The organism is Leclercia sp. UBA5076 (genome assembly GCF_002416465.1).
Classification (GTDB): domain Bacteria; phylum Pseudomonadota; class Gammaproteobacteria; order Enterobacterales; family Enterobacteriaceae; genus Enterobacter.
On the sequence record NZ_DIAO01000002.1, the window covers coordinates 60,962 to 87,257 of the forward strand.

A 26,296-nucleotide genomic window follows, 5' to 3' on the forward strand; every position below is an offset into this window, starting at 1 on the left:
AGATCGTCTGGCGCAGGCGCTGCCAGCGTGTCGGCGTCAGTTCCATATCAGTACCTCCGCAGGGGTCGGGTTCCAGCCGTTGCAGGGGTTGTTCAGCTGCGGGCAGTTGGAGATCAGCACGATGACGTTGCACTCCGCCTTCAGCTCAACATATTTACCCGGTGCGGAGATGCCATCGGCAAAGGTCAGCCCGCCCTCGGGGGTCACCGGCACGTTCATAAAGAAGTTGATGTTGGCCCCGATATCGCGCTTTTGCAGGCGGCCATCGTGCAGACAGGCGCAGAGGAAGTTATCCCGGCAGCTGTGCATATGGCGCTTGTCGAGGGCGTAACGCACGGTGTTGCTCTCCTGGGCGCAGGCGCCGCCGAGGGTGTCGTGCCGTCCGCAGGTATCCGCCACGATGGTCAGCAGCGGGTTGCCGAGGTTGGAGTAGAGTACGCTCCCGGTGGTCAGATACGCGTTGTTCTGCCGGCGCAGGGTGCGCTGGGCATCGTAGCGCTCCCGCGGGTTATCGGCGTTATAGAACAGCGTATCCACCGCCTGGTTGCCCTCCAGATCCAGCAGGCGCAGGGTCTGGCCTTTTTTCACTTCAAACAGGTAGGGCTCCCCCGCCGGGATCACATGGCGGAAGCTGGCATGTTGCACATCTTTTTCGCTGGCGACTGTCATCATGAGGCTCCTTACAGGGCGAAAAGTTGGGTATTGGTGATGGCGCGGCCGTTTTCAGGGCGCGTCAGCAGCGCGTTTATCGCCGCGTCTTCATCTTCCGCCTGCCGCCAGCTCAGCTGCACCGGACGCGGGGCGTACTCTCTGGACGGGTCCATCGGATGTTGCAGCGCGGTCATCACCACCAGGGTGTCCATCGGGGCGAACAGCTCCACGTAGCTGCCCGGCTGTGAATGGCCGCTGTGGAAGCTGAACCGGCCCCGTTCGTCCACCGTCACTTTGCTGAAGAAGTTGACCACCATCAGCAGATCTTCGAGATTGAGATCCCATTTGCCCATCTCCACCAGCAGGTTATCGGTGCCGTTGCGGAAGAAGCCGTTGCGCAGCTCCTGATAGCGCCCCTGGCCATATTTCTCGGTGGCTTCGGCGGCATTGAGTACGCCGCCAAACGGGTCGTGCCAGCCGCTGGTATCGGCAATGATGCCCGCCAGCACGCGGCCCATGTCGGAGTAGAAGCAGTGCCCGGCGGTCAGGCGCGCGGTGTGCTGGCCTTTCAGGGTGTCCGGCAGGTTCAGGCGCTCGCTCTTCTCATGGGCGTTGAGCATCATCAGGCTGACGTTCGCCCCGCCGTCGGGGTCGGTCATGCGCAGGATCTGCCCGCGCTTAAGCACAAAGGAGAGGTGGCCGCCGCCCGGCAGGATCTCTTCACGTAAAGTCGTCGTCATAGCGTTAACCCCTTAAGGCATAAACGTTGTCGGGAGCCGTTCCGCTCAGGCTTGAGAGCCGTGTTTCGTTGAGCGGAATATCGTAGGTAATGCGCGCCCCGTAGGCATTCGGGGCCTGCGGATCGAGGCGCACTTTGTCGAATACCAGCAGACGGGTGCCGAGGTTGAAACCTTCGGAGAGATCGTGGGTGACCATAAAGACCGTCATGCGGGTTTCGCCCCACAGCTGCAGCAGCAGTGCATGCATCTCTTTGCGTATGCCGGGATCGAGCGCGCCAAAGGGCTCATCCAGCAGCAACACCCGGGGCTGCATAATGAAGGCCTGAGCGATGGCAAGACGCTGTTGCATCCCGCCGGAGAGCTGCGCCGGATATTTATCCAGCGCATGACCAAGCCCCACTTTTTTCAGCATCTCTGCCGCCTGTTCCCGTGCAGCGCGTTTTTTCGCACCAAACAGCCGTCCGAGCAGCGGAGATTGCGGCAGTTCGAGGCCGATGGCGACATTATCAAGCACGCTGAGGTGCGGAAAGACGGAGTAACGCTGGAACACCACGCCCCGGTGACTGTCCGGCTCGGCGACCAGGCGTTTACCGTCGAGGGTGATAGTGCCCCGGCTCGGTTTTTCCTGGCCGAGGAGCAGGCGCAGAAAGGTCGATTTCCCGCAGCCGGACGCGCCGACCATCGAGCAGAACTCGCCCTCTTTGATCTGCAGATTCAGACGCTCCAGCACCACGTGGTCGCCATACTCCTGCCAGATATTGTTGATGGTGATAAAACTCATGCTTTGCCTCCTTCTGCCCACGGGAAACAGCGCTTGTGCAGCTGGCGCAGGGCCAGATCCATCAGCCAGGCCAGCAGCGTGATCCACAGGACGTAAGGGATAATCACATCCATGGCCATATAGCGGCGCACGAGGAAAATGCGGTATCCCAGCCCGGCAGTCGAAGAGATGGCCTCCGCTGAGATAAGGAATAACCACGCGGAACCGAGCAGCAGGCGCAGGGAGGTGAGCAGGCGCGAGAGCAGCTGCGGCAGTACCACCCGCAGCACCAGGGTCCAGCTGTTGGCCCCCAGCGTCTGGGCTTTAATCAGAATTTCCGGGGGGATTTCACAGGCGCGGTGCTCCAGATCCCGGGCCAGCATCGGGGTAATGCCGATCACAATCAGCATGATTTTCGACAGCTCATCCAGGCCGAAGACGATAAACAGCACCGGCAAAATCGCCAGAGGCGGGATCATCGACAGCACCGTCATCAGCGGCGAGAGCGAGGCGCGCCACATGGGGAAGACCCCGGCGGTCACGCCAATGCAGAGGCCAATAAGCGACGCAATCGCCAGCCCCACCAGCAGCCGGGCCAGGCTCACCAGGGTATCGACCCAGAACAGGTACTCGCCGCTGCGCTTGTCCGGGGTGAAGGCCATCCGGGAGATCGCATCCAGCATCTGTTGCAGGCCGGGCAGCAGCTTGTCGTGTGGGTTAGCGTCCAGCCGCACCGCCGAGCCGAAAAAGTAGGCCGCCAGCAGCAGGACAAACGGCAACATCACAAGCATCAGCCGCATGCCGGAGGTGGGATGACGATTAATCTGTCGCATGGAGACTCCGTCCGTCATCACAGCTGGCCTGCGGCGGCCATTTTCACGAAGCTGTCATCAAAGCGCAGCTTTACGTTGCCCGCATCGCCCTGGGTAACGTCACCCGGAAAACGCATGCCGATGAAGTCGGCGCTCTGCGCCCCCTCACCCAGCAGCCCTTTATCAAAGGAGAAGGCCGCCACGCGTTGCATGGTTTTTGCCAGCTCCGGTGAGGTGACAAACGCCATGTTCTCCTGCGGGGTGTAGAACAGATGGGTGGTTTTCAGCTGCGCCTGATAGCCCGTCAGATCGGTGCCGGACGCTGCCGCCATCGCATTAAGGGCAGTGGCATCCTGGGCTTTCATCAGGCCCATCATTTCGTACCATGCCCCGGTAAGGGCTTTGCCCAGCGCCGGATTATCCTTCAGGGTTTCGCTGTTAACCACCATCATGTCAATCAGCTCACCCGGCACCTGGGAGGAGCTGAACACCTCGGTGGTTTTTGGCGTGCCTCTAATAACGGAGAGCTGCGGATTCCAGGCGACGGCGGCCTGCACGCTGTCGGTGCCGAAGGCGGAGACGATATCCGCATCCGAGGTGTTGACCACGGTGACATCTTTCTCTGCCAGACCGGCCTTCTCCAGCCCGCGCACCAGCAGATAGTGGGAAACGGAGAGCTCCGGCAGGTAGATTTTCATCCCTTTCAGGTCATTAAGGGTTTTGCCCTCGCCCTTCATCACCACGCCGTCGTTGCCTTCCGAGTAGCTGCCGAGGATCAGTGCCGTGGTGTCCACGCCGCCCGCCGCCGGAATGGTCAGGGCGTCCATGTTGGTCATGGTGCAGCCGTCAAACTGGCCGGCGGTGTACTGGTTGATGGACTCGATGTAGTCGTTGAGCTGTACGACGTTGATCTTGATGCCGTATTTATCGGACCATTTATCGATGATTTTGCTGGTGCTGATAGTGCCCCAGGGCATCCACCCGGCGTAGATGGTCCAGCAGACGTTGAACTCTTTTTTGACGGCGGCAAAGGTGGGGAGACTGACCAGCATCGCCAGCGTCAATACGAGGGTGCGGAGTAATGGCGTTTTCTTCATGCTTGACCTCTGAGTGGCACAAAATTAGGGGGCAGCGCGACACCGTGGGTGCTGCTGTCTCCCGGGCTTTTGTCCCGCCGTGTAACCTCTCAGAGGTCGCCAGCTCTTGGACCAGTCATCCACATACGTGAACCGGAACCCTAGCCAGCTATTTTTCAGATTGTGTGGTGCACTGCCCTTTCACATTGTTTAAAGCAAAGGATGTGCCAGAAATTATTTATGAGGTTTATCATGAGGTTGACGTTTTAACAGCGTCAGGATTCACCGATTTGGGGAGAGAGCACAGGGAGGGTGCACCGCGATGGTGCCATGGTGGGCGGGGGAATCCCGCGCCCACCGGACAATCGGGTTACATGTTTTATTTCTTGTCTGAGTCCATCTTCATTTGCTCGGCTGACTTGAGGTGCTGCTCCACCACCGGGGTGTGCTCGTCGGCCAGGGCCTTCACATCGGGATCCTTGATGTTTTTGGCATCACTTTGCAGCTTAGAGAGCACCATCTTGTGATCCCTGGTGCCGGCATTTTCCATATACATCTTGTCAAAGTCGTCGCCGCTCGCTTTTTCCAGCTTATCCGCCATCGCCTTATGCTGCGCGTCCGGCTCGGTCGGCAGGGTCACCCCTTTTTTCTCGGCGACCGCCTGTACTTTAGTCAGGGCATTACCGTGGTCGTCGACCATCTTCTGGGCGAAGGCTTTAACGTCGCTGCTTTGCGCCTTGCTCAGCGCGATTTTAGCGGCGGCAACCTCATTGATATTGGCCTGGGCCATATCCTTCAACGCTTTTTCGTCACCCGAGCTGAGCTTTTCGCCCGCTGCAGTCTGGCTTGTGGCGCTGCTCTGGGCGGCGCTTGTCGACTGGGCCTGCACACCGACGGTGCAGAACATCGCGGCTACTGCCGATGCGGTCAGCAGCATTTTCAGGTTATTACGTTTCTGCATAGAGTTCTCCTGATGGTCATAGGTAAGATTGATGTCAGGTCATTAACCGCGCGTCGCCTCCTGTGGAAATGATAACCGCAGTTGTCAGTATAGGGGATGATTCTCCTCCCCCTGATTTAATGGGAATATTTACCGCAGCCGGGTTTATGGGTGTATAGCAACGATTACGCTACTGGCTCAAGCTACTTCCGGCCTTACTGACGGTGTACGATAAGGTGCAACGTAATACTTATGACGCTGTAATCAGCTCCATTTAACCTCTTGGAGAGAAAGTCTTAATTCGGCTGATCACTTTTTCCTCTTCTTCTGGCGCAGTACTGTGCTCCTGAACCCGACGTGACAAAACCATTACGTTCTGTCACCTGACAATTACCGCAATAAAATCAGGAGCAAATGATGAGCCGCTTACATACCATCACCGAAGGCGAAGCCACCGGTAAAACCGCACAGCTGTTCAGCGCCATCAAAGGCAGCATGGGTAAAGTGCCGAACGCCTATCTGACCATTGGCACGCAATCCCCGGAAATACTGGGCCAGATGTTGCAACTGAACGCCGCACTGCATAAGGGGAGTCTCAGTGCGCGCGAACTGGAAGCCATTAACCTTGCGGTAAGCGAAGAGTCTGGCTGTGACTACTGCCTGGCGGCACATACGCTGATGGCAAAAAAGGCCGGATACACTGACGATCAGACGCGTGAATTACGTGAAGCCCGCTTCAGCGAGGATGCGCACATTGATGCGCTGGTGAAGTTCGTTCAGTACCTGGTTTCATCCCGCGGTACCGTGGCGGCTGAGCATGTCGAGACCTTCCGTCAGGCGGGGTTCAGCGACCAGCAGGTCGTGGAAACTATCGGTGCCGTTAGCGCCATCCTGTTTACCAATATGGTGAACCGCGTGAACGACACCGTTGTCGATTTTCCCAAAGTGAGCTGAGGGTCATAACGTCAGCGACGCAGGAGAGCGTAACCCTACGCCTCTCCTGATTTTTTACTTTTTAACGGGCCCGGTGCGTGAAGCGCCGGGCCTTTTTTTCGTTAACGAAATGTGGCAGGTGCGCCCCCTGCAACAGGTTTTGCCAGGCCCGGCGCGGCCTTGCTCAACAAGCAAGGAATTTTAAACCGATCGGTTTTTTTTATTTTCCGCAGTCTGGCTTTTTTGACGCGCAGAACGCATATTAAAACGATTGGTTTTTGCTGCAAAAACAACCGCATGGCTGGGACAACATTGAGGCCTTCCTTCTGGCTGCGCCCTTGAACAACCCCCGCCTTTGACGGCTGTTTTCTGGTTAACGCTTGCCGCGAGCCTGTCGAAGCGCTGACCCTTGTGCGCAACTTCCGCAGCGCAGTTGTGGCACAGCCAGGGCTGAACATTCCTGAAGAGGACGCCGGAGAGAATCGCGACGTGATGGCTGACATTATCTGGTCTACCCTGGCTGAAGCCTGCCCGCTAACGATAAGCCCGCTGTCAGCGTGAAACAGAAAGCCTTTCGTACTCTGGAGCCTGCATGATACGTCTTGAAGATGTGACCTTGTTCGTCCGTTCCGCCGCGCTGGGCAGTTTTTCCAGCGCCGCGCGCGAAGCCGATATTCTCCCCGGCCAGGTCAGCGCGGCGGTCAATCGCCTTGAGCGGGATCTGAATAAACGGCTGTTTGCCCGCTCAACCCGCAGCCTGCGTCTCACCGCCGAAGGGGAAGCCTGGCTACCCTATGCGCAGGAGATGCTGAATATTCTGCAAGCGGGCGCGGAGCGACTTCAGAGCGGAGAAAATGAAATCCAGGGTGAGCTAAAAATTTCCGTCCCCTCAGATCTCGGGCGCAACGTTTTATTGCCCGTAATCACTGCGTTCTGCGAGAAGCATCCCGGAGTATCGCTGCGTATCTTCATATCCGATAACGTCAGCGATGTGTTTCGCGATCCGGTGGACGTGGCTATCCGCTACGGGGTTCTGGAAAACAGCAGCTACGTTGCTTTGCCTCTGGCGGAAGATAACCGGCGTGTACTGGTCGCCTCTCCCGCCTATCTGAATAAGAAGGGCCGCCCACGACAGCTCGACGAGCTGGCTCTGCATCACTGTCTGCTTTATACGCTGAACGGTCATGTTTATGACAAATGGACCTTCCCGGAAAAGGGCGGCAGACGCCAGCTGACGGTGAGCAGCCGGATGCTGTGTGACGATGCGGATCTTGCCCGTCGCTGGGCCGTGGCGGGAATGGGTATTGCCTATAAATCATGGATCGATGTTAGCGCAGACGTGCTGGCAGGCCGGCTTGAGGTGTTGCTGCCGGAACAGCCTGGGGAGGGGGTGCCACTTAACCTTATCTGCCCTCACCGTAAACAGTTCTCGCCTGCGATACGCGAGCTACATGCGCAGCTGCGTGAAAAACTCAAAGCTGTCACGGCGCTGATGCACACTCATCCTGCTTTTTTGCCAGGTGCTCAGGATGCGCAACCCGCGGACAGCGCCTGATAAAAGGCCATTTCAGGGAAATGGCCTTACCGGGCTTATTTTGACAGCGTTGCGGTCATATCAACCTGATTGCCGCTAGCGCTTGCGGTGATTTTATATTCTGCCCCCGCCTGCTGTGCCTGGCGGGCAATGTGTGCTTCCGCATCATCCAGAAACACGCAGTCAACGTCTGTGTTCATCCTGGTTTCGTCCAGACTGACCGCAGATGCGTATTGGTCAAAGAAGTATCAGGAGACAATGATGCACCGGGTAGGCTTACTGATTTCCGATCATTTTCAGGTTCTGGGGTTGTCCACGCTGAGTATCTTTGAGTTTGCGAATCAGGTGGCTGGCGAACCTTTTTATGACTGTAACGTTTATTCAGAGCGCGGCGGTTCTGTGAAAACCTCTTACGGCTTCGGCGTTGACAGCCAGCCTGTTGCTGCAAATATGGAGATCGATACCTGGCTGGTGGCGGGCGTGTTGACGCCCCTGGAGCTGCCCGCATCGCAGGGCATTGTTGATTTTCTGCAGACGCACGCGCCCCGGGCGCGTCGGGTGGCAGGGATCTGTACCGGGGCATTCGTGCTGGGTCAGGCGGGCCTGTTATCTGACCGTCGCGCCACTACCCACTGGATGCATGCGCAGAGTCTCAAGTCCCTGCATCCCACCACCCGGGTAGAAGAAGATCGCATCTTTATTATTGACGACGCAATCTGGACATCAGCGGGGCTTACCGCCGGGCTGGATATGGCGCTGGGCATGGTTGAGAAAGATCTCGGTGCCGAAGTGGCCCGCTCCGTGGCCCATCTGCTGGTGATGCACCACCGTCGCTCCGGCGGGCAGACGCAGCACTCTGAGATGCTGATGCTCGCTCCCCGCAGCGACCGCCTGCAGTCAGCCCTGGAGTATGCGCGCAACAACCTCAGCAAACCCCTGACCATCGAGAGCATTGCGGATGCGGTCCACGTCAGCGCGCGGCAGCTCAGCCGCCTGTTCCGCACTGAAACGGGAAAATCGCCAGCCAAAGCGATTGAAGGACTGCGGCTGGAAAATGCCCGGCTGCTGATCGAGCAGAGCAAGCTGTCGATGGAGGTCATTGCCCGTGAATCCGGCTTCCGCGATCGCCGTCATATGCGCGAGGTCTTTATCCGGGGTTACGGCATTCCCCCCCAGTCGCTGCGCACCGGCAAAGCCTGACCCTCCTCTTTTTCTGGCTCCTCACCCTCCTGACTCATGATGACCGGCATCCGGCCATCATGATGTCCGAAATCACGACCTTTCTCGTCAGCCGCGCCGGCACCTGACTGCGTACTATGTATTCACCGACCCGATAACTGACAAGGTGAACAACATGACGCAGCATACCCACCTGGTCCGCGCCACCGCCACGCCGTGCTGTGACAATGACGGTCTGTCGGTTGACCCGCGCGATCCAACTATCGTCATGAGCGCACGGGAGAGGGTTGACGCGGTGCTCATCGGATTTGCTCGCGACCCACGTATTACCATTCCGTCCCTTAACGATTCTGCGAAGGAGTAAGACCATGAAACTGACCAATAACACCATCTTTATCACTGGCGGCACCTCTGGCATCGGCCGCGCAATGGCAGAAAAATTCCATCAGTTAGGTAACCAGGTGATCATTTCCGGGCGCCGGGAGGCGCTGCTGAAGGATGTCACCGCCGCCAGTCCGGGCATGGATTATGTGGTGCTGGATGTGACCCGCGCCAACAGCATTCAGGCCGCCGCAGAGCAGGTGCTGAAGCGCTATCCGGCCCTGAATGTGGTCATCAATAACGCCGGTATCATGCCGTTTGACAACGCAGCAGGCGAGCTGGATGACGCCCAGGCGGTTACGCTGCTGAACACCAATATTCTGGGGCCGGTGCGCGTCAGCGCGGCGTTTATTGAGCACCTCAAACAGCAGCCAGACGCCGTACTGATCAACAACAGCTCGGTGCTGGCCTTCCTGCCGCTGGCCACCAACGCGCTCTATTCGGCGACGAAAGCCGCGATTCACTCCTACACCCTTTCCCAGCGCTTCCTGCTGCGCGACACCAGCGTGCAGGTCATCGAAATTTCCCCGCCGTGGGTGGATACGGATCTGATTTACAAGAGCGGTGACCCGCGCGCCATGCCGCTGGAGGCGTTCATCAGCGAGACGTTTGACAAGCTCGGTACAGACACCATTGAAGCTATCGTCGATCGCGTGCTGCCTGTGCGCGATAACCCGGGGGCAAACGAGCATACCCTGGTAAACCAGTTCAACCAGTCGGTCGCGGATAACCCAATCCCTGTTCAGTAAGCTCTGCAGGGGCCTCGCGCCCCTGTTCTTTTCCGGAGATGGATCATGAACGCTGTTATCACCGCTTCCCAGCGCCGTGCCCTGCGCGCGCTGAGCATCGCCTATTTTGTCCAGGCGACCGGTGCGCTCTCTGTCGCGGGTAGCCTGCCCGCTATTTCCGCCGCCTGGCAGCTGACCGATGCACAGAGCGCACGCTTGCTAAGTATTTTCGGCCTGACCTTTGCCCTGGCCGCCCCACTGGTTCAGGTGATGTTTGGTCACTGGCGCCGTCGCCAGCTGGTGCTCACGGGCATCGGGCTTTTTGGCTCTGGCGCCTTCGCGTTTGCGCTGTCACCCTCCTACGATGCGCTACTCGCCTCCCGCATACTGATGGGCGCAGGGGCAGGATTTATCGGCCCGGTGCTGGTTGCGCTGGGTTCAGAGCTGGTTCATGAAGAGCAACGCGGTCGCGCTATCGGCATGGTACTCCTGGGGGTATCGATGGCGAGCCTCGCCGGTATTCCCCTCGCCGCGTGGATTGCCAGCCTGTGGGGAGCAAAAGCGCTTTTTGCCCTGGTGGGCGGCGTAAGCCTTTTGAGCGGGCTGAACATCCTCCTGACGGTGCCGGATGAGCGCACAGGGTCGCGCATCCGGCTTACTGAAATGATCAGCGTCCTGTCACAAGGAAAATACCTGACGGCATTCCTGGTAGTGTTTTTCATTACCTCCGGTGTTTACAGCTTTTATTCGTTCATCGCCCCGCTCATACGCGATACCTACACCGGCGGGACGCAGGCTCTCTCCGCGGCGCTTGCGGTACTGGGTATCGCTGGGGTACTGGGCAACCTCTGGGTGACCCGAGCCGCCGCGCGCTTTACGTCTGAAAGGTTGCTGATGGCGGGCATGACGCTGCTGATTGTGGACACCGCGCTGATTGCCCTGCTGCCGAAAATGTTGGTCGTGTTGCTGGTGATGCTCGTTGTCTGGGCCTTTGCCACCGACCTGCTCTGGCCCAGTCAGCAACGCAGGATCGTTGAACTGTCGTCTGTCCGGCACCGTGGTATCGCTCTGGCGCTGACCAGCGCCTTTATGTTCGGCGGCATTGGATTTGGCTCTGCGGTAGCCTCGTGGGTTTATCCCCTGGCGGGATTTTACGGGCTGGCCGGCATATCGGTGACCTTTATTTTGCTGGCGCTGATCAGCCTGCGGCTGTCAGAAAAGCTCGGAAAACCTGTGGTAATCGCTGAGCCCTGTAAAAATGAAGCCTGAGCGCTGTATCAGCGATGCTGAGATCCCTGCCAGATAATGGCGGGGATGATTCATCACCGAAGCAAGCGGTTACTGTCGTGACGACAGCGACGCACGTGGGGCAACCTCTGGTATTTCCCCACTTAAGCGGCGGTGCAACCCCCAAAAACCCCATAAATATCATGCCATTATAGAAACAATTTTTAACATTACCTGTTTACATTGAAATGATTATTCATATCATCTTGATAATCACTATCACCTCTGCGGTGATGTTTTTGCGCTACGGGGCGTCCATGCCTCCGGCTCGTTGAAAAATCAGGATGATCACAATAATGAAATCGCACAGTTATCGCGCGCTAAGCTCATGTTTATTCATGACATTAGCCGCTAATGCCTCTGCCGAAGTACAAAAAGATGAGACGCTGGTGGTCGCTGCCAGCCGTACCAATCACAGCATCACCGACATGGCGCAGACCACCTGGGTTGTGGAACAGGCTGAAATTGAACAGCAGGTTCAGGGGGGTAAGGAGCTGAAAGAGGTGCTGGCGCAGTTAATTCCCGGCATGGACGTCAGCAGCCAGGGGCGCACCAACTACGGGATGAATATGCGTGGTCGATCCATGATGGTGATGGTGGACGGCGTGCGTTTAAACTCCTCGCGCAGCGACAGCCGCCAGCTGGACTCAATCGATCCGTTTAATATTTCCCGCATTGAGGTCATCTCCGGCGCCACCTCCCTCTACGGCGGCGGCAGTACCGGCGGCTTAATCAATATCGTCACCAAAAAGGGCCAGCCGGAAACGGAAGTCGAGTTCCAGACCGGCCTGAAAACCGGCTTCAACAGCCATAACGATAATGACGAGAACGTCGCAGCGGCGGTGAGCGGTGGCAACGATAACGCTTCCGGGCGCCTGTCAGTGGCCTATCAGCGCTTTGGTGGCTGGTACGATGGCAATGGCGATGAGGTGATCATCGATAACACCCAGACCGGTTTGCAATACTCTGACCGTCTGGACGTGATGGGCACCGGCACGCTGAATATCGACGATCATCAGCAGCTGCAGCTCACCACGCAGTATTACAAAAGTGAATCTGACGGTAAGCACGGCCTTTATCTGGGCGAGAACTTCTCGGCAGTAACGGGCGCGGGCAACGCCTATAACAAAAACAATCTCGACTCCGACCGTATCCCCGGTACTGAACGTCACCTGATTAACCTGCAATATTCCAACACCGATTTCTGGGGCCAGGATCTGCTCGCCCAGATTTACTACCGCGATGAGAGCCTGACCTATTACCCCTTCCCTACGCTTTCCGGCGGTCGGGTCACCAGCATTGGCGCATCGCAGCAAAAAACCGATTTCTACGGCGGCAAGCTCACCATCAACAGCAAGCCGGTGGAGGCATTGACGCTGACATGGGGTGTGGATGCCGAGCATGAAACCTTCGACGCCAACCAGCAATTTTTCGACCTCAGCAAGGCGGCGGCCAGCGGGGGCATGAAGCTGGATAATGCCTATAACGTTGGACGCTATCCGGGCTACAGCATTACTAACCTCGCCCCGTTCCTGCAAAGTAGCTACGACTTCTCCGCGATCACCCTGAGCGGCGGCGTGCGCTATCAGTACACGGAAAACAAGGTCGATGATTTTATTGGCTATACGCAGCAGCAGGCCATTGCCACGGGCAGAGCGACCTCCGCAGACGCCGTGCCGGGCGGAAAGACGGATTACAACAACCTGCTGTTTAACGCCGGTATTCTGGGTCATCTGACCGAACGCCAGCAGCTGTGGTTTAACTTCTCCCAGGGCTTTGAGATCCCGGATCTGGCGAAATATTATGGCTCCGGCACCTATCAGCTGGTGAACGGCCATTATCGCCTGGTCAACAGCGTGAACGTGAACGACTCAAAACTCGACGGGATCAAAGTTGATGCCTACGAGCTGGGCTGGCGTTACACCGGGGATAATCTGCGCACGCAGATTGCCGGGTATTACTCTCTGTCTGACAAAACCATCAACATTAATAAAAGCGACATGACCATCAACGTTGAAGATGACGAACGTCGTATCTACGGTGTTGAAGGCCAAATCGACTATTTCTTCACTGACAGCGAGTGGAGCACCGGTACAAACTTCAACGTCATCAAATCGGAAACCCGCGTCGACGGAAAGTGGGAAAAGCTGACGGTAGACAGCGCCAGCCCGTCTAAAATGAGCGCATGGGTTACCTGGGCGCCGGGCGACTGGACGTTGCGTATGCAAAGCACCCAGACGTTCGACCTCTCTGATGAAGCCGGTAAGAAGATCGATGGCTATAACACCGTGGACTTCTTAGGCAGTTATCTTCTGCCGGTCGGTAAGCTGAGCTTCAGCGTCGAAAACCTGCTGGATGAAGACTACACCACCGCATGGGGCCAGCGCGCACCGGGTCTCTACAGCCCAACCTACGGCGCTGAAAACCTCTATACCTACAAAGGCCGCGGTCGTACATTTGGTCTGAACTACTCGGTTCTGTTCTGACAGTGGCTGCCGCCTGCAACGCGGGCGGCAGTTTTTAGCGCAACGGCCCATTTACGTTACACTCTGGATCCTGAGCAACCCACCCGCTACTGCTGAGAGGATCGTCTATGCCTGCACGGGATTTATCCAGAATGGGTGCCGCCAATGTGGCGCTAACGGTCAGTCATAGCGGTCAGGCCGTTATTGAAAAGTCTCCTGTTGGCGCGGTGGAGTTTGGTTTTTATCAGAACGCTGCGACGTCGCTTAACGAGGCGGGCATTGCGACTCCGGCGCTCTTTTCCGCCGATGCCACCCTGCGCAAATTATGCATGGAGTATATTCCTTACCCGGTTGAACAGTCTGATGTCGCCAGTGATGAGGTTCTCACGATGCTGGCACGTCTGCACCGTTATCCGGTGAATACCGCATGGCATTACCACCCGCACTCATGGTCAGAGAGGGCGCTCGAAAAAGCGCTCATCCTGCTGGCATTACCTGAAAAAAGCGCACGGCAGCTTCAGCAATTTCAGCAGCGTAGTGATGTGCTGTTTAGCGGCCACCGTCTGATTTCAGGGGACAGCAATGCGGGTAACTGGGGAAGAAGAGAAAACGGTGAGGTCGTGCTGTTCGACTGGGAACGGTTTGGAAAAGGGAGTCCTGCTATCGACCTTGCCCCACTTATAAAGGGAATGGGGACGATGCGAGCGTATACGGACCTCGCTGAACGCTACTGCACGTTAACTTATCACCATAGTGTCAATGAATTAACGAGAGAAATTGCCATCGCTAAGGCATGGATTGTCACCGAAGTCATTGTGTTACTTTACGAGCGGCAAAAGAGCGCGTTCTCCTTGTATCAAACCTGGTATCAATCACACCTCCCTGACTGGTTAGAGGACACCGCACGACGATTATGAATACAGTCATACTGGCGACCTTGACAGGCATCATTACCCCGGTGAAAATGCTGTACATTAAAACAGTATTTATAAGGGGTATGTAATGTTCGTTGAACTGGTGTACGACAAACGAAATGTTGCCGGGCTTCCGGGCGCCAGAGAGATCATCCTGGCTGAACTGACGAAGCGAGTGCATCGGATCTTTCCGGATGCCGAGGTGAAGGTTAAGCCGATGCAGGCGAACGGCCTGAATAGCGATGCCAGTAAAAGCGATCGGGAAAAGCTGAACCGTATGCTCGAAGAGATGTTTGAAGAAGCCGATATGTGGCTGGTTGCGGATTAAGCTCAGAAAGCCGCGCATAATCATAGTAGGTGCCGCAGACCGCTTCGTACCAGAAGCCGTTACTGACCCCTTCATTATGACCTGCCAGGATCAACCTTTTAAGAGTGAGAACGTTTAAAGACGTTTTGGCCGTGTGGCGAAGTAGACAACCGCTGCGCCGATAGCGACGATGAGCGTATCTTCAATTATGCCGCTTCTGGTCTGCCCAATTTCTGCTATGGCTTTTTTGCGTGCCGCAAGTGTGGCATAGGCAAGTGGCACAGCGGCAGAGATAGCGATTGCTGCCCCGGTTTTTTCTTCTCCCTTGGGTGCCAATGCGGCGCCCGCAATTCCTGCACTGGCCACACGCGCTGACAAGCCTAAAAACACGGTGCGGTCTGGCGCAGACTTCATCTTGTCGCCAAATAGCTCACCTGCCCCCATCGCTAATGCGCCAAATTTGAATAACGGACGGTCCAGCAGCATGAGGCTCCCCGGAGTGTCGCGTCTGGCAAGGCGTGCTGCTGCGAGGGCCGCCATCGGCGTCATAGAACGGCAGCTGGCGACAACACCAATTAAAGCAGAATATACAAATCTGATTATTTTCATAATTAATCTCCCGGAGAAACAGAATTTTATTAATTATTAAGTGTTATTAGGGGGCAAGACAGTCACTCCCGGCCTGATTCACGCATGTGTATGGCCACGTTTTTTAAGCGCTTTCATCTGAGTAATCAGTTGCATCCTGCACTGCCCTAAGCCTGTCTTACTGTGTCGGCAGAATGAAAACGTTGACCAGGGTGCAGCTTCCTGTGCAATTTCAACTGCAATAGTCATTATAGATGAATAGCCTGATATAGCTGATGACCTGGAGATATCAGATCTGATTGAAGTCTGACTCGTGAAGGCTGCAACAGAAGCCCTGTGCCAGAGCATTATGCTCAGCATTGGCTCCATGCCCGGCATCGGATAACGGTACTGGGCCCACATAGAAAACGGCCAGCCTGTCGGCTGCTCCGCCCGCGCCACCGTGATAGTAATGAGATAAGCGCTGCCCTTGCCCGGCTAACAAAACGTCCGCTCAGATTTTCAGCGTATCGATCACCGCTCTCAGGGCCGGTGAGACGTTGCGGTGAGGATAATAGAGGAACAACCCGTCCATGCGCAGGCTGAAGCGCTGCAACACCCGGATCAGCGTCCCACGCTCCAGATCGTTCGCCACCAGCTCGACCGGCACATAAGCCAGCCCCAGGCCCAGCCGGGCGGCTTCGGCTTCCATATAGCTGTCAGAAAATGCCCACTGCCCCTCGGGGCGATGGGTGACGCTTTTACCGTCCTGAATGAGCTCCCACTGATAAAGGCCCCCATCGGCAAACTGATAGCCAATACAGGGGTGGGCAACTAAATCCGCAGGCGTCTGGGGAAAGCCGTAGCGGCGCAAATGTTCAGGTGTACCGACCACGGCCATCTCCATGTCAGGCGTAATGCGCACCGCGACCATCCCCTGACCCACCTCCGGCCCCAGTCTTACACCTGCGTCGAAGCGTTCGGTAATGATGTTCACAAACCGGCTCTCATTCATCAGCTCCAGCCGGATATCCGGGTAGCGCTGTTTAAATATCGCCAGCTTCGGCAACAGACATTTATCAATGGCATGCTGACTGGCGTTAATGCGCACCGTACCGGAGGGCGTTTCACGGTAGTGCGCCAGCGTGGCAAGCCCGCTATCCAGAGCATCGAAGGCGGATTCTGTCGCCTGATAAAGTTGCTCCCCCGCCTGGGTCAGGGATAGCCTGCGCGTGGTGCGCACCAGCAGCTGCACGCCCAACCGCTCTTCCAGCTCGCGAACAGAGCGGCTGATCCCCGACTGGGCCAACCCAAGCCGCCGGGCTGCGGCGGTGAAGCTCCCCTCCCGCGCCACCTGCATAAAGAGATAGAGCTCGTTGTAATTTTCCCGCTTCGCCATAACGCCACCAATTCATAACAATATGATATGAATCTTAGCACCCTTCCCCCTCTAATCATCACTATTACTGCTAACTATACTGGCCTCAACATCACAACACAGCCCGGTACCTCTTATGAAAACATTCACCCAAAAACTGACGGCAGCCATGCCTGCAATGCTGCTATGCGCCTCTTTAAGTGGAGTAACAACCATGAGTTATGGAGAGACAACCAATCCGAACGCCCCGGTGTCGATGGTCACCACATGGGACAAGACATTTGCTGAAAGCAAAAAGGTCGATCACCGTAAAGTCACCTTCCAGACCCGCTACGGCATTACGCTCGTGGGCGATCTCTATCTGCCGAAAGACCGGGGCGATCGCAAGCTGGCGGCCATCGCGGTCAGCGGACCGTTCGGCGCAGTGAAAGAGCAGTCCAGCGGTCTCTATGCCCAGACCCTGGCGGAGAAGGGCTTTGTCACCCTGGCATTCGATCCCTCTTACACCGGTGAAAGCGGCGGGCAGCCGCGCAATGTCGCTTCTCCCGACATCAACACTGAAGATTTCAGTGCTGCGGTGGACTTTCTTGGACTACAAAAAGAGGTGGATCGCAACCGCATCGGTATCCTTGGCATCTGCGGCTGGGGCGGTATGGCGCTGAATGCGGCCTCGATGGATACCCGCGTGAAAGCGGTCGCCACCAGCGTGATGTACGACATGAGCCGGGCGATGGGCCACGGCGTGGGTGACGGTAAAGACCGCTACTCGGCATCCGATCGCCATGCTGTGCTCGAGTATCTGAACGAGCAGCGCTGGAAAGACGCAGAGAGCGGCACCTTTGCCCATGCCGGACATGATATTTATGTCGAAAACGGCAAAGCGACCGCCGCTGAACGTATTCTGCCGGAAGCGTTACCTGCCGATCCGCATCCGGTACTGAAAGAGTTCTTTGATTACTACCGGGTGCCGCGCGGTTTACACGAGCGCGCCGTAAACTCCACCGGCGCATGGACCGCGACCATGCCGCTGTCGTTTATGAACATGCCGCTGTTGAGCTATGCCAAAGAGATCGCCATCCCGACACTTATCGTCACCGGTGAAAAGGCGCACTCGCGCTACTTTGCTGAAGATGCCTACAAAGCTGTCGGCAGCAAGCAGAAAGAGCTGGTGGTTGTCCCGGGCGCTAACCATGTCGATCTCTACGACAACGTCGCCGGTAAGATCCCGTTTGCGCAGTTCGAGCAGTTCTTCGAAACCAGCCTGAAGTAATCCTCTCCGTCACCTGTCCCTGGCAGGTGGCGTTGTTTTCCCCCTTCGTGAAATCTGATTATGTCCACACTGAGCCAAACCACACAGAGTAACGAACGCGCGTACTGGGGCGCTATTTTTGCCATGACCCTGTGCGTATTTGTCCTGATTGCCTCGGAGTTTATGCCGGTCAGCCTGCTGACGCCCATTGCCCGCGATTTAGGGGTCACCGAGGGTCTGGCCGGCCAGGGGATTGCCATCTCCGGCGCGCTGGCGGTCCTGACCAGCCTGAGCCTGACCCGTATTGCCGGGAATATGAACCGTAAAACGCTTCTGCTGGGTATGACGGCGCTGATGGCGGCGTCCGGGCTGCTTATTGCCTTTGCGTCCAGCTACCTGGTCTATATGATCGGACGCGCCCTGATTGGGATCGCCATCGGTGGCTTCTGGTCCATGTCTGCCGCAACGGCCATCCGCCTGGTGCCGCAACATCAGGTCTCCCGTGCGCTGGCGATTTTCAACGGCGGTAATGCCCTGGCAACGGTGGTAGCCGCCCCGCTCGGCAGCTATCTCGGAGCCACCATCGGCTGGCGCGGAGCCTTTCTGTGCCTGGTTCCGGTGGCAATGATCGCATTCATCTGGCAGTGCTTTAGCCTGCCGAAGATGGAGAATGACCGGGCGGCACAGGGTACGGTATTGCGCCTTTTCCGCCAGCCTGTGGTGCGCGTGGGCCTGTTAGCCTGCGGTCTGTTCTTTATGGGACAGTTCGCGTTATTCACCTACGTGCGCCCATTCCTGGAAACCGTCACCCACGTCAGCGCCTCCGGCTTGTCGCTGATCCTGCTTACCATCGGTATCGCGGGATTTGTTGGCACGCTGATTATCGCCGCCTTTTTAAATGCGCGTTTTTATCAGGCGTTAATGGCGATTCCCCTGCTGATGGCCATCATTGCTGGAATGTTGATCCTGACCGGACACAGCGTCTGGATCGTCGCCCTGCTGTTGGGACTCTGGGGTCTGCTGGCAACCGCAGCACCCACGGGATGGTGGACGTGGCTCGCCCGTACTCTGCCCGAGGATGCAGAGGCCGGTGGCGGACTGATGGTGGCGGTGATCCAGCTCTCTATCGCCCTGGGTTCCACGGCGGGCGGCATGGTGTTCGATAACGTTGGCTGGCAAAGCACCTTTGGCGTGAGTGCTATTTTGCTGCTGAGCGCGGGGGCGCTGACATTTTTGACGGCATCTAAAAATCAGTAGAATCAAGAAAATACCCCGGAGCACGCGCCGGGGCAGGAGGATCAGAGAGAAAGCTCAGAATCTTTAATATTGGCAATGGGGCCCAGGATTGAGCTGTCAAATTCGCGTAAGGTTCGGCCTGCGGCAACACGCTCAGGCCAGTCGTGATTTGCCAGCGCGCCGCGCCCAAGTGCAATGAAATCGGCTCCCTTCTCCATGACCTGTATTGCCCGCGCCTCATCGTGGAGACTGCCATTAGCCATAATCGTCAGCTGTGGCGCATATTTACGGGCCAGTTCGACAAGTGAGAGCGGGTTATCAGCAAATGCTGGCTGCCAGGCTTCATACTCCGTCAGGTGCAGATAATCGATACCGGATTGCGCAAGCAGCGAAAATACCACCCGGGCATCGTCTTCCCCATTAGCCCATTTATGGAAGAAGTCGTTCACTTTCCCCTGCGAGATACGGATCCCTACCGGAATATCATGACCTACTCGCTGTCTGACAGACTGAATGACGTCAAGGCTGAGTTGAAGGCGGCCAGCGATGTCCCCGCCCCAGCGGTCAGATCGCGGGTTGGTGTAATCCGTGAAGAACTGATCGAGAAGATAGCCATTGGCACCATGGATCTCCACACCATCAAAGCCAGCGTCGCAAACGGCAGCCGCAGCCGCATCGGCAAAGCTTGTGATAATCTTCTGGATCTCCTCTTCACTGAGTTCACGTGGTACAGGATACTCACCTTTTCCACGATAAAATGACATCTGTTGGCCCACTGGACGAACGGCGCCTGGTGCCACTGTTCCCGTCCTGAAATAGTTCCCCTGCGACAATGCGCCAGCGTGCTGGATTTGGGCAAAAATGTGGCCGTTATGCTTGTGGACTGCGTCGGTGACGTTGCGCCATCCCGCAATCTGTTCCGGGCTGGTTAAGCCAGCCTGAAAAGCATAGGTCTGTGACCATTCCTTATCAATGTAAATACCTTCTGATATCACCAGGCCGAATCCACCCCGGGCGAAGTCTTCGTAGTAAATCGTCATACGATCGCTGGCGATGCCCTCCACTGAGGCGGTGACACGGGTCATGGGCGCCACCACCAGACGGTTTTTTAAGACAACCTTTCCAATATGCCCCGGGGTAAAAAGGGATGATTTGTTCATACGTTACTCCTGATTAATTAAATCGTAAATGCACTATAATCATTGTTTAATCAGGCTTAAACGGGGCAAAATGATAAGGCTGTATAACGTTTATCGTTATAATCACGATGGCCGTTAGATAACTTTTGCGCTGATTCTGATACCGGAGCCGCTATGAATTTGCAGGATGTTTCACTCTTTCTCGTTATCACCGAAACGCGCAGTCTGACGCAGGCAGCGAAACGACAGGGTCTTTCCGCCATGGCCGTTTCAAGACGCCTCGCCTCCCTTGAACACGAGCTGGGAACGCGCCTTTTACAGAGAACGACGCGCTCTGTCTCTTTAACTCAGGAAGGAATGGAATTTCTGCCTTACGCACGGGCGCTTATTGATGCAGAGGCAGGTGCCCGTGCGCTATTCTCTCCCTCAACCCAGGGCGCGTCCGGATTACTGAGGATCACTGCCCCATCAGGCTTTGGAAGACGAAATATTTTGCCTCTGGTTTCTGAACTGTTAGCGGACAATTCAAAGCTGAATATTGACCTTCTACTCAGCGAGAATGTAGTTGATATTGTTGGGAAAGGATTCGATGTCGCCATCCGCATCGCGCCATTAAAAGACTCCACGCTCATTGCCCGCAAAATTACTGATAATCCGCGGATCGTCTGCGCTTCACCCGATTACCTGAAGGCGAATGGCGTACCTCATTTTGTTGAAGATTTACTGCAGCACAGTTGCCTCAGACTCAGCAGCGTGCCTCAATGGCTGTTTGAACGTGATGGTGACGTTATCAGGATCGGTGTTGATGGGCGTTTCAGCTCCGATAACGTCGAAGGAATAAGAGAACTCTGTTCTCACGGACTGGGCATTGCGCAGCTTACCCGCTGGGATGTCATGAAAGAGCTCCACGAAGGCACGCTTGTTGAGATTAATTTTTCTGATGTCAGGCCGCAGGCGTTATCGGTCTGGGCCGTACTGCCAACAACACGTTATCTTCCTCTGCGGGTCAGTATGTTTATCGATAAATTGAAGTCATCGCTGATCTCAACCGCTACGGGCTGAAATATGTCACGACAGATCTCTCTTTTTTAGTCCGGAGATGGACCCCGCTCAATGCCATATTGCCTTGATTGACGTCCTGACGGGTATGTAAGGCGTTGTTCCGACCGCCGGGCTGATGGCGAAACAAGCCCGTCTCCAGGGGCTGGTGGTTGGCAGCAATCGTATGCGGCAGGACGTTGTCAGAGCGCAGAATCAGACCGGGATCAGCCCCGCCATTTCCGACAGGTTTGAAGGGCTGGCCTCTGTCAGCGAAGCATTCAGCCTCCTTGCGGGCGGAAAGCACTTCGGGAAAATCACAGTTGAATGGTAAGCCATGGATTGCGGCACCTGCATTAATATCGGCTGTACCATGAGCGAATCGCTGAACGATCTGTTTGCTCTGGTGAAATAGGCGCTATATCTCAGACAGGCTGACCTGACGTGGTTGCGTCAGCCTGCTTTATACGCCACCCACTCTTGCCAGACATTTTCTGGGTCAATATCGCGGTAGCCGCGCTCTCTGATCATATCGTTGGCCGCCTCGTCCGGCAGCCGGATGGCCGTAGCATCATCGCGGATTGCCTTTACCTCTTCCTGTGTTAACGCCCGCCCCAGCTCCTGCTCTTTATCAATCAGGACGACGATTAAGGCGGGCACAAAAACAATCTGCATATTTATAATCCCTTAATATGTTTGCCTGCCACTTTATCACTGGCTGTTAAGGTATAGCGCCTGAATCGTGAATTTCATCAGGACGGCAGCTTATGACGCTATAAATCCGGCAAGCCGCTCTGGCAGATGTGGTGCTACTCAGTGCGCTGGGATGCAGTACCTATCGTGCTCACTTTACTCATGTGGGTGTCAGAGGAATAATTGAATGCCTTTTTAAATGAAACAGGCATGCCCGGCATGCCATCTCTCTCTATCTACCTGAAGTGGACATTATTCATTTACGCTGACGTTCAGCCTTTTAGCTTCCATCGTTATTAACTTTTGGGCAACCGTCATATCGCCGCCGTGAACACGATCTATCAGGTTCTGGATGAGCGTAACCATCAAAAAACTCTTATTAGCAGGAGAGAAATCAGTCATATCGATCCCGCTCTCCTGGAGTTCATGGTGTGCTGCCCTCTCTGTTTCTTCAACAATTTCAGCCGCTTTCTCGTTCATCCGATCAATGTGTGCAAAGACAATACGATTGATCATTTCTATCTGTTCTGGCGTGAAATTTTTTTCCATTATTGTCCCTCGAGAAGGTTAGAAACTCTAAAAATCGGTCATATTGCAACAAATTTAATAAATGAATACAGCACCACTTAAATAGTAAGACATTCTTAAGTTTAAAACGGTCAGAGCCTGCTTACGCATCTGTTGCAGTTCATACTTCATGCAACCCCTGACGCCGCGCAGGTTTACCGCCGTGACGCGGTCGAAATCCTCTGCTGTTGCGTCTGCGATCTCTGCCAGCACATTCTGGATCCCGGCGTTGTGGAAGGCGATAACGAGGCGGCCAAAGATAGTTATATAGACCCAGCATTCAATTTCTGATGGACCCGGAAATTATCCTTGGTAGGGTTTATGTAAACCAAAAAGGAAAGGGAATATCAGATGCCATCTCAATACACACTCAATGACCTGCTCGGGTTGCTTGTTTTTTCACAGAAATATCCCTTTCTTCATGACGATCTGGACGGCCTGATCATTGCATGGGCTGAAGATCAAATCACCGCAGGAAATGAGTCGGAGACCCTTTTGATCCTCGCTTCACTGGCGCTTGATAATCAACCTGTACGGGCTGAAGTTGAATTATATCTGTCACGGTACATGGCAGAGCAGCGGATAGATCTGCCCCCGCTAAAAACGGCAGCACTGGTCTGGATCAAGCTATTTATGCGTCAACTTTCCAGGTGCGCGTCCATCCATGATGCCGAACAGAAATTGTCTTTTCTGGTGTGTTATTGGCTTGAACCTGGCGTAAAGATTTTCTCTGCGGTGGTCGATACCCTGAAATCGCTTTACTGGCATCTCTTTGATGAATGGGAGGGACCTGGCACAAGCGAAGCAGTCAGGATGGGGGAGTCCGAATTCTTTGCGCTGATTAATCGTGCGATGCTGCCCTATTCCCGTAAAATTGAGAACCCAGACTGGCTGGATCTGCTTGTGCGGTAATGTTTACCTATGAACCTGGACACAAAAGTTAACTTAACTGAATAACTGCCCTGTGCCAGGAGCGGCCCCAGATCCTATGAATTAAAACGCTATGTGAAGCGTAATACAGCTATCAAAACAGATCGCAATCTGCTTTTCGGCATATACGCAAACCGTAAGCTGACGCAAAAAGGCGCATGACGTCTTCAGCTAAACGTCATGCGCCGCCTGTGAAGGCATCATCCATATTTTAAGGTGAAGGTCATCCCTGATATTTAACTGCTGCCCTCATTCAATTATTGCGTTGCAGCGGCTCACCCTTGCCAGCGTGACTGCCGGATAATATTGCAGAAGTTAAAAGGAGTGAAACCGGGTTCCTTATCCTTAATAACGTCAGCCTTTACGTTACCGAATGTCGTCTGCGGCTTGTGTTTTATACCGTCATAAAATGCCTGAATAATATCCTCTTTAAATGTTGGCGTACGGGGATACTGCTGCGTAACCGCTTTAATATCTGCTTCTGAAAATTTTTCATAATCGATTCCCAGCACATCCATTTCCACGCCTGCGGTAACCAGGGCTATTTCTGGTGCCATGAACTCAGGTATGCCTGGTGTGGTATGGAGGGCAATGGCTGTCCATACCTTATCAATGTCGGCAGGAGCGATACCATATCCCTCCAGAAAGGTACGTGCCGCATTGGCGCCGTCTACTTCAAAACGTTTGTCACAGCTGCAATGCTCATGGGTGAGTCCAATGTCATGAAACATACAGCCAATGTACAGCAGCTCACTGTCTACTTTCAGGCCTCTTTCCTGCCCAGCCAGGGCCGCCCAGTAATAAACCCGGCTTGAATGATTAAACAGCAGCTCTGTTTCGGTGTCCCTGATAAATTCCGTGGCTTCTCTGGCCATACGGCTGTCCGGGACGCTGATACCTTTAATTGCAGAACTCATGAATAACTCCTTAGATGGCTATGGTGTGCCTCTAAATTAGGGTTTATCATTCATGTCTGCCACCGTACTTTTACGACGAATAAGGACATCTGGATTTATTCAGACGCCGGGAGGAGAAAATGAGTCATACCATAGCCATACTGGCGGTGCCGGGCGTGCAGTTGCTTGATGTAGGCGGGCCTATAGATGTTTTTGCTGAGGCTAACAGAATCCTGGGACGTCAATTTTATCGTCTGTATGTCGTTTCCGTCAGTGGCTCTGCTGTGCAGGCCTCGTCCGGCGTCAGGCTGGCGGCAGATTTTTCACTCGCGGATATTTCAGAACTCGTTCCTGATACGTTTCTCATTGCGGGCGCACCAGGTATGTCTGGTTATACGCCAGAGAGCAATGTCCTGGCGGGTATTACCGCCTTATGCGAAAAAAGTGAGCGGTTTGGATCCGTATGTACTGGCGCGCTGCTGCTGGCGCTTACCGGAAAACTCAGCGGTAAGCAGGTCACCACCCACTGGAATTGTGCGGAACTGCTTTCTATCAGACATCCTGAAATAGTCGTGGAAAGCGATGCGCTGTTTATCGCCGATGGTAGGGTGCGTACTGCCGCCGGTGTGACATCCGGCCTAGATCTGGCATTGAGGTTGGTGGAGGAAGATCTGGGGCGGGAAATTGCGGCCGAGGTTGCGGATCAGTTAGTGATGTTCTTTCGTCGGCCTGTTAATCAGTCGCACTTTGTCAGACGAAGCCAACTTTCCCTGAACGGACGCTCAGCACTCCAGGATCTTCAGCGTTGGGCAATTCAGAATATTAAAGAGATTGGCTCGGTTGCCATGTTGGCGCAACACATCAACCTTAGTGAGAGGCACCTTACGCGTATTTTTCGCCAGGAGATCGGTTTGACCCCTGCTCAATGGCTGGAGCGTGAGCGCGTGTCAAAAGCGCGCTTGCTGATTGAAAAAGAGAAGCTGCCCGCGAAAAAAATAGCCGCAGAATGCGGTTTCTCAGGTCCGGATGTCATGCGGCGTGTGTTCAGTCGACTCACAGGCATGACGCCTGCCGCCTATCGGAAGATGGTAGGCCAACAGGAAGACTTCCCCACCCAAGTTTGCCCTAAACTCACTGAATAACGGCTCTGTTGTTGTTAACTCACCCGACAAAGGACACCTGCACCATGCTAAAAATCCTTGGCAAAACCACCTCCATTAACGTGCGCAAAGTGCTCTGGACCTGTGAAGAAGTGGGTCTGGACTATCTGCAGGAAGATTACGGCAGCGGCTTTGCCTCTACAGAAACCGATGCCTTTCGCGCGCTGAACCCGAATGCGATGGTGCCGGTGCTGATCGACAATGATTTCGTGATCTGGGAATCCAACGCCATTTGCCGCTATCTGGTTCGCAAAACCGGGCGGGACGACCTTCTCCCGACAGATCCACAAGCCTGCGCCAACGTCGAACGCTGGATGGACTGGCAGGCGACGGAATTTAATAACGCCTGGCGCTATGTCTTTCCGGCCCTGGGGCGTAAAAACCCGGACTTTAACGATCCGGCGCGAATTGCAGCCGGGATTAAGGAGTGGAACCACCATATCGCGATCCTTGAGCAGCAGCTGCAACGCACCGGGGCATGGGTGGCGGGCGACACTTTTACCCTGGCCGATGTGGTGCTGGGGCTGTCGGTGAACCGCTGGAAGATGACCCCTTTTGAGCATCCACCGGTGCCCGCTATCGAGGCCTGGTTTGAACGCTTAAAACTGCGCCCGGCGTTTTTGCGCCACGGAAATAATGGCATGCTTTGAGCATAATGCGCCGGGTAAATAAGCACTTTGTTATCAAGGTTATTTTATTTAATTACTTAATTCTCGCCCACCTCCGGTGCCTTAAT

31 protein-coding genes and 1 riboswitch are annotated in these 26,296 nt (G+C 55.3%); of the genes, 17 read left to right on the top strand and 14 right to left on the bottom strand.

Annotated elements, in window-relative coordinates; genetic code table 11:
• Window positions 1-36: 36 nt before the first annotated feature.
• The 6 genes from B3X29_RS01480 to B3X29_RS01505 form a co-directional block, all read right to left on the bottom strand.
• Window positions 37-672, bottom strand: coding sequence for an urea amidolyase associated protein UAAP2 (locus B3X29_RS01480; protein ID WP_156654441.1), 636 nt, complete (start codon window positions 670-672; stop codon window positions 37-39).
• 8 nt (window positions 673-680) lie between these two features.
• Entirely contained in the window at window positions 681-1,391 is a 711-nt protein-coding gene (locus B3X29_RS01485; protein ID WP_156654440.1) for an urea amidolyase associated protein UAAP1, read from the bottom strand.
• 4 nt (window positions 1,392-1,395) lie between these two features.
• A complete protein-coding gene (locus tag B3X29_RS01490; RefSeq protein ID WP_156654439.1) occupies window positions 1,396-2,172 on the bottom strand; it encodes an ABC transporter ATP-binding protein in 777 nt (258 codons plus the stop codon).
• The gene (locus tag B3X29_RS01495) at window positions 2,169-2,984 is read right to left on the bottom strand and encodes an ABC transporter permease (RefSeq protein ID WP_103179469.1); all 816 of its coding nucleotides are present in this window, start codon (window positions 2,982-2,984) and stop codon (window positions 2,169-2,171) included. The genes B3X29_RS01490 and B3X29_RS01495 overlap by 4 nt, the downstream gene beginning before the upstream one ends.
• Before the next feature lie 17 nt (window positions 2,985-3,001).
• The gene (locus B3X29_RS01500; RefSeq protein WP_159338971.1) at window positions 3,002-4,060 is read right to left on the bottom strand and encodes a putative urea ABC transporter substrate-binding protein; all 1,059 of its coding nucleotides are present in this window, start codon (window positions 4,058-4,060) and stop codon (window positions 3,002-3,004) included.
• Between the two features lie 56 nt (window positions 4,061-4,116).
• A riboswitch (guanidine-I (ykkC/yxkD leader) is annotated at window positions 4,117-4,215 on the bottom strand.
• Window positions 4,216-4,418: 203 nt separating this feature from the next.
• Window positions 4,419-5,000 carry a DUF4142 domain-containing protein gene (locus B3X29_RS01505; RefSeq protein ID WP_103179467.1) on the bottom strand — a complete coding sequence of 194 codons (582 nt, stop codon included), beginning with the start codon at window positions 4,998-5,000 and terminating at the stop codon, window positions 4,419-4,421.
• 396 nt (window positions 5,001-5,396) lie between these two features.
• On the opposite strand from B3X29_RS01505, the gene B3X29_RS01510 reads away from it, so the two are divergent.
• The 3 genes from B3X29_RS01510 (at window position 5,397) to B3X29_RS01520 (ending at window position 7,467) form a co-directional block, all read left to right on the top strand.
• Window positions 5,397-5,933, top strand: a complete 537-nt coding sequence (locus B3X29_RS01510; protein ID WP_103179466.1) for a carboxymuconolactone decarboxylase family protein — start codon at window positions 5,397-5,399, stop codon at window positions 5,931-5,933.
• A 414-nt stretch (window positions 5,934-6,347) separates the two neighbouring features.
• Window positions 6,348-6,473, top strand: a complete 126-nt coding sequence (locus B3X29_RS01515) for a hypothetical protein (protein ID WP_268893163.1) — start codon at window positions 6,348-6,350, stop codon at window positions 6,471-6,473.
• 31 nt (window positions 6,474-6,504) lie between these two features.
• Window positions 6,505-7,467, top strand: a complete 963-nt coding sequence (locus B3X29_RS01520; RefSeq protein ID WP_103179464.1) for a LysR family transcriptional regulator — start codon at window positions 6,505-6,507, stop codon at window positions 7,465-7,467.
• A gap of 35 nt (window positions 7,468-7,502) precedes the next feature.
• Here the strand turns inward: B3X29_RS01520 and B3X29_RS01525 are convergent, their stop codons facing one another.
• Window positions 7,503-7,646: a DUF1471 domain-containing protein gene (locus B3X29_RS01525; RefSeq protein WP_139156337.1), complete on the bottom strand. Its 144-nt coding sequence runs from the start codon at window positions 7,644-7,646 to the stop codon at window positions 7,503-7,505.
• 61 nt (window positions 7,647-7,707) lie between these two features.
• On the opposite strand from B3X29_RS01525, the gene B3X29_RS01530 reads away from it, so the two are divergent.
• The 7 genes from B3X29_RS01530 (at window position 7,708) to B3X29_RS01560 (ending at window position 14,728) form a co-directional block, all read left to right on the top strand.
• A complete protein-coding gene (locus B3X29_RS01530) occupies window positions 7,708-8,646 on the top strand; it encodes a GlxA family transcriptional regulator (protein ID WP_159339323.1) in 939 nt (312 codons plus the stop codon).
• A 154-nt stretch (window positions 8,647-8,800) separates the two neighbouring features.
• Window positions 8,801-8,989 (top strand): hypothetical protein, encoded by a 189-nt coding sequence (locus tag B3X29_RS01535; protein ID WP_103179462.1) that lies wholly within the window; start codon window positions 8,801-8,803, stop codon window positions 8,987-8,989.
• Between the two features lie 4 nt (window positions 8,990-8,993).
• Entirely contained in the window at window positions 8,994-9,755 is a 762-nt protein-coding gene (locus B3X29_RS01540; RefSeq protein WP_156654434.1) for an SDR family oxidoreductase, read from the top strand.
• A gap of 45 nt (window positions 9,756-9,800) precedes the next feature.
• Window positions 9,801-11,003 (top strand): MFS transporter, encoded by a 1,203-nt coding sequence (locus tag B3X29_RS01545; RefSeq protein WP_159338973.1) that lies wholly within the window; start codon window positions 9,801-9,803, stop codon window positions 11,001-11,003.
• 314 nt (window positions 11,004-11,317) lie between these two features.
• Window positions 11,318-13,507, top strand: a complete 2,190-nt coding sequence (locus B3X29_RS01550) for a TonB-dependent siderophore receptor (RefSeq protein WP_103179459.1) — start codon at window positions 11,318-11,320, stop codon at window positions 13,505-13,507.
• 107 nt (window positions 13,508-13,614) lie between these two features.
• Window positions 13,615-14,403 carry a phosphotransferase family protein gene (locus B3X29_RS01555; RefSeq protein ID WP_103179458.1) on the top strand — a complete coding sequence of 263 codons (789 nt, stop codon included), beginning with the start codon at window positions 13,615-13,617 and terminating at the stop codon, window positions 14,401-14,403.
• Window positions 14,404-14,488: 85 nt separating this feature from the next.
• The gene (locus tag B3X29_RS01560; protein WP_103179457.1) at window positions 14,489-14,728 is read left to right on the top strand and encodes a DinI family protein; all 240 of its coding nucleotides are present in this window, start codon (window positions 14,489-14,491) and stop codon (window positions 14,726-14,728) included.
• Between the two features lie 114 nt (window positions 14,729-14,842).
• Here B3X29_RS01560 and B3X29_RS01565 read toward each other — a convergent pair whose 3' ends face one another.
• Both B3X29_RS01565 and B3X29_RS01570 read right to left on the bottom strand, forming a co-directional pair.
• The gene (locus B3X29_RS01565) at window positions 14,843-15,316 is read right to left on the bottom strand and encodes a hypothetical protein (RefSeq protein ID WP_103179456.1); all 474 of its coding nucleotides are present in this window, start codon (window positions 15,314-15,316) and stop codon (window positions 14,843-14,845) included.
• Window positions 15,317-15,788: 472 nt separating this feature from the next.
• A complete protein-coding gene (locus tag B3X29_RS01570; RefSeq protein WP_103179455.1) occupies window positions 15,789-16,673 on the bottom strand; it encodes a LysR family transcriptional regulator in 885 nt (294 codons plus the stop codon).
• Between the two features lie 115 nt (window positions 16,674-16,788).
• Between B3X29_RS01570 and B3X29_RS01575 the strand changes: the two genes are divergently transcribed.
• Together B3X29_RS01575 and B3X29_RS01580 are read left to right on the top strand one after the other, a co-directional pair.
• Window positions 16,789-17,922 carry an alpha/beta hydrolase gene (locus B3X29_RS01575; protein WP_159338977.1) on the top strand — a complete coding sequence of 378 codons (1,134 nt, stop codon included), beginning with the start codon at window positions 16,789-16,791 and terminating at the stop codon, window positions 17,920-17,922.
• A gap of 60 nt (window positions 17,923-17,982) precedes the next feature.
• Window positions 17,983-19,158: an MFS transporter gene (locus B3X29_RS01580; RefSeq protein WP_290503273.1), complete on the top strand. Its 1,176-nt coding sequence runs from the start codon at window positions 17,983-17,985 to the stop codon at window positions 19,156-19,158.
• A gap of 41 nt (window positions 19,159-19,199) precedes the next feature.
• Here B3X29_RS01580 and B3X29_RS01585 read toward each other — a convergent pair whose 3' ends face one another.
• Window positions 19,200-20,297: an NADH:flavin oxidoreductase gene (locus tag B3X29_RS01585; RefSeq protein WP_290503274.1), complete on the bottom strand. Its 1,098-nt coding sequence runs from the start codon at window positions 20,295-20,297 to the stop codon at window positions 19,200-19,202.
• Between the two features lie 153 nt (window positions 20,298-20,450).
• On the opposite strand from B3X29_RS01585, the gene B3X29_RS01590 reads away from it, so the two are divergent.
• Together B3X29_RS01590 and B3X29_RS01595 are read left to right on the top strand one after the other, a co-directional pair.
• On the top strand, window positions 20,451-21,338 hold the full coding sequence (locus B3X29_RS01590; RefSeq protein ID WP_159338981.1) for a LysR family transcriptional regulator: 888 nt from the start codon (window positions 20,451-20,453) through the stop codon (window positions 21,336-21,338).
• 115 nt (window positions 21,339-21,453) lie between these two features.
• Window positions 21,454-21,648, top strand: a complete 195-nt coding sequence (locus tag B3X29_RS01595) for a hypothetical protein (RefSeq protein ID WP_103179450.1) — start codon at window positions 21,454-21,456, stop codon at window positions 21,646-21,648.
• A gap of 119 nt (window positions 21,649-21,767) precedes the next feature.
• Here B3X29_RS01595 and B3X29_RS01600 read toward each other — a convergent pair whose 3' ends face one another.
• The 3 genes from B3X29_RS01600 to B3X29_RS01610 form a co-directional block, all read right to left on the bottom strand.
• A complete protein-coding gene (locus B3X29_RS01600) occupies window positions 21,768-21,989 on the bottom strand; it encodes a hypothetical protein (protein WP_159338983.1) in 222 nt (73 codons plus the stop codon).
• Window positions 21,990-22,259: 270 nt separating this feature from the next.
• Window positions 22,260-22,556 (bottom strand): nitroreductase, encoded by a 297-nt coding sequence (locus B3X29_RS01605; RefSeq protein WP_103179448.1) that lies wholly within the window; start codon window positions 22,554-22,556, stop codon window positions 22,260-22,262.
• 54 nt (window positions 22,557-22,610) lie between these two features.
• The gene (locus B3X29_RS01610; protein WP_159339324.1) at window positions 22,611-22,859 is read right to left on the bottom strand and encodes an SDR family oxidoreductase; all 249 of its coding nucleotides are present in this window, start codon (window positions 22,857-22,859) and stop codon (window positions 22,611-22,613) included.
• Window positions 22,860-22,925: 66 nt separating this feature from the next.
• On the opposite strand from B3X29_RS01610, the gene B3X29_RS01615 reads away from it, so the two are divergent.
• A complete protein-coding gene (locus B3X29_RS01615) occupies window positions 22,926-23,486 on the top strand; it encodes a hypothetical protein (RefSeq protein ID WP_159338985.1) in 561 nt (186 codons plus the stop codon).
• Between the two features lie 293 nt (window positions 23,487-23,779).
• Here the strand turns inward: B3X29_RS01615 and B3X29_RS01620 are convergent, their stop codons facing one another.
• Window positions 23,780-24,421, bottom strand: a complete 642-nt coding sequence (locus B3X29_RS01620; protein ID WP_159338987.1) for an HD domain-containing protein — start codon at window positions 24,419-24,421, stop codon at window positions 23,780-23,782.
• 119 nt (window positions 24,422-24,540) lie between these two features.
• On the opposite strand from B3X29_RS01620, the gene B3X29_RS01625 reads away from it, so the two are divergent.
• Both B3X29_RS01625 and B3X29_RS01630 read left to right on the top strand, forming a co-directional pair.
• Window positions 24,541-25,542: a GlxA family transcriptional regulator gene (locus tag B3X29_RS01625; RefSeq protein WP_103179445.1), complete on the top strand. Its 1,002-nt coding sequence runs from the start codon at window positions 24,541-24,543 to the stop codon at window positions 25,540-25,542.
• Window positions 25,543-25,586: 44 nt separating this feature from the next.
• Window positions 25,587-26,210, top strand: coding sequence for a glutathione S-transferase family protein (locus B3X29_RS01630; RefSeq protein WP_159338989.1), 624 nt, complete (start codon window positions 25,587-25,589; stop codon window positions 26,208-26,210).
• Window positions 26,211-26,296 lie beyond the last annotated feature (86 nt).

Coding starts and splice junctions, on each gene's coding strand:
- B3X29_RS01480 (WP_156654441.1), bottom strand. CDS start 672: ATGATGACAGTCGCCAGCGAAAAAGATGTGCAACATGCCAGCTTCCGC.
- B3X29_RS01485 (WP_156654440.1), bottom strand. CDS start 1,391: ATGACGACGACTTTACGTGAAGAGATCCTGCCGGGCGGCGGCCACCTC.
- B3X29_RS01490 (WP_156654439.1), bottom strand. CDS start 2,172: ATGAGTTTTATCACCATCAACAATATCTGGCAGGAGTATGGCGACCAC.
- B3X29_RS01495 (WP_103179469.1), bottom strand. CDS start 2,984: ATGCGACAGATTAATCGTCATCCCACCTCCGGCATGCGGCTGATGCTT.
- B3X29_RS01500 (WP_159338971.1), bottom strand. CDS start 4,060: ATGAAGAAAACGCCATTACTCCGCACCCTCGTATTGACGCTGGCGATG.
- B3X29_RS01505 (WP_103179467.1), bottom strand. CDS start 5,000: ATGCAGAAACGTAATAACCTGAAAATGCTGCTGACCGCATCGGCAGTA.
- B3X29_RS01510 (WP_103179466.1), top strand. CDS start 5,397: ATGAGCCGCTTACATACCATCACCGAAGGCGAAGCCACCGGTAAAACC.
- B3X29_RS01520 (WP_103179464.1), top strand. CDS start 6,505: ATGATACGTCTTGAAGATGTGACCTTGTTCGTCCGTTCCGCCGCGCTG.
- B3X29_RS01525 (WP_139156337.1), bottom strand. CDS start 7,646: ATGAACACAGACGTTGACTGCGTGTTTCTGGATGATGCGGAAGCACAC.
- B3X29_RS01530 (WP_159339323.1), top strand. CDS start 7,708: ATGCACCGGGTAGGCTTACTGATTTCCGATCATTTTCAGGTTCTGGGG.
- B3X29_RS01535 (WP_103179462.1), top strand. CDS start 8,801: ATGACGCAGCATACCCACCTGGTCCGCGCCACCGCCACGCCGTGCTGT.
- B3X29_RS01540 (WP_156654434.1), top strand. CDS start 8,994: ATGAAACTGACCAATAACACCATCTTTATCACTGGCGGCACCTCTGGC.
- B3X29_RS01545 (WP_159338973.1), top strand. CDS start 9,801: ATGAACGCTGTTATCACCGCTTCCCAGCGCCGTGCCCTGCGCGCGCTG.
- B3X29_RS01550 (WP_103179459.1), top strand. CDS start 11,318: ATGAAATCGCACAGTTATCGCGCGCTAAGCTCATGTTTATTCATGACA.
- B3X29_RS01555 (WP_103179458.1), top strand. CDS start 13,615: ATGCCTGCACGGGATTTATCCAGAATGGGTGCCGCCAATGTGGCGCTA.
- B3X29_RS01560 (WP_103179457.1), top strand. CDS start 14,489: ATGTTCGTTGAACTGGTGTACGACAAACGAAATGTTGCCGGGCTTCCG.
- B3X29_RS01565 (WP_103179456.1), bottom strand. CDS start 15,316: ATGAAAATAATCAGATTTGTATATTCTGCTTTAATTGGTGTTGTCGCC.
- B3X29_RS01570 (WP_103179455.1), bottom strand. CDS start 16,673: ATGGCGAAGCGGGAAAATTACAACGAGCTCTATCTCTTTATGCAGGTG.
- B3X29_RS01575 (WP_159338977.1), top strand. CDS start 16,789: ATGAAAACATTCACCCAAAAACTGACGGCAGCCATGCCTGCAATGCTG.
- B3X29_RS01580 (WP_290503273.1), top strand. CDS start 17,983: ATGTCCACACTGAGCCAAACCACACAGAGTAACGAACGCGCGTACTGG.
- B3X29_RS01585 (WP_290503274.1), bottom strand. CDS start 20,297: ATGAACAAATCATCCCTTTTTACCCCGGGGCATATTGGAAAGGTTGTC.
- B3X29_RS01590 (WP_159338981.1), top strand. CDS start 20,451: ATGAATTTGCAGGATGTTTCACTCTTTCTCGTTATCACCGAAACGCGC.
- B3X29_RS01595 (WP_103179450.1), top strand. CDS start 21,454: ATGGCGAAACAAGCCCGTCTCCAGGGGCTGGTGGTTGGCAGCAATCGT.
- B3X29_RS01600 (WP_159338983.1), bottom strand. CDS start 21,989: ATGCAGATTGTTTTTGTGCCCGCCTTAATCGTCGTCCTGATTGATAAA.
- B3X29_RS01605 (WP_103179448.1), bottom strand. CDS start 22,556: ATGGAAAAAAATTTCACGCCAGAACAGATAGAAATGATCAATCGTATT.
- B3X29_RS01615 (WP_159338985.1), top strand. CDS start 22,926: ATGCCATCTCAATACACACTCAATGACCTGCTCGGGTTGCTTGTTTTT.
- B3X29_RS01620 (WP_159338987.1), bottom strand. CDS start 24,421: ATGAGTTCTGCAATTAAAGGTATCAGCGTCCCGGACAGCCGTATGGCC.
- B3X29_RS01625 (WP_103179445.1), top strand. CDS start 24,541: ATGAGTCATACCATAGCCATACTGGCGGTGCCGGGCGTGCAGTTGCTT.
- B3X29_RS01630 (WP_159338989.1), top strand. CDS start 25,587: ATGCTAAAAATCCTTGGCAAAACCACCTCCATTAACGTGCGCAAAGTG.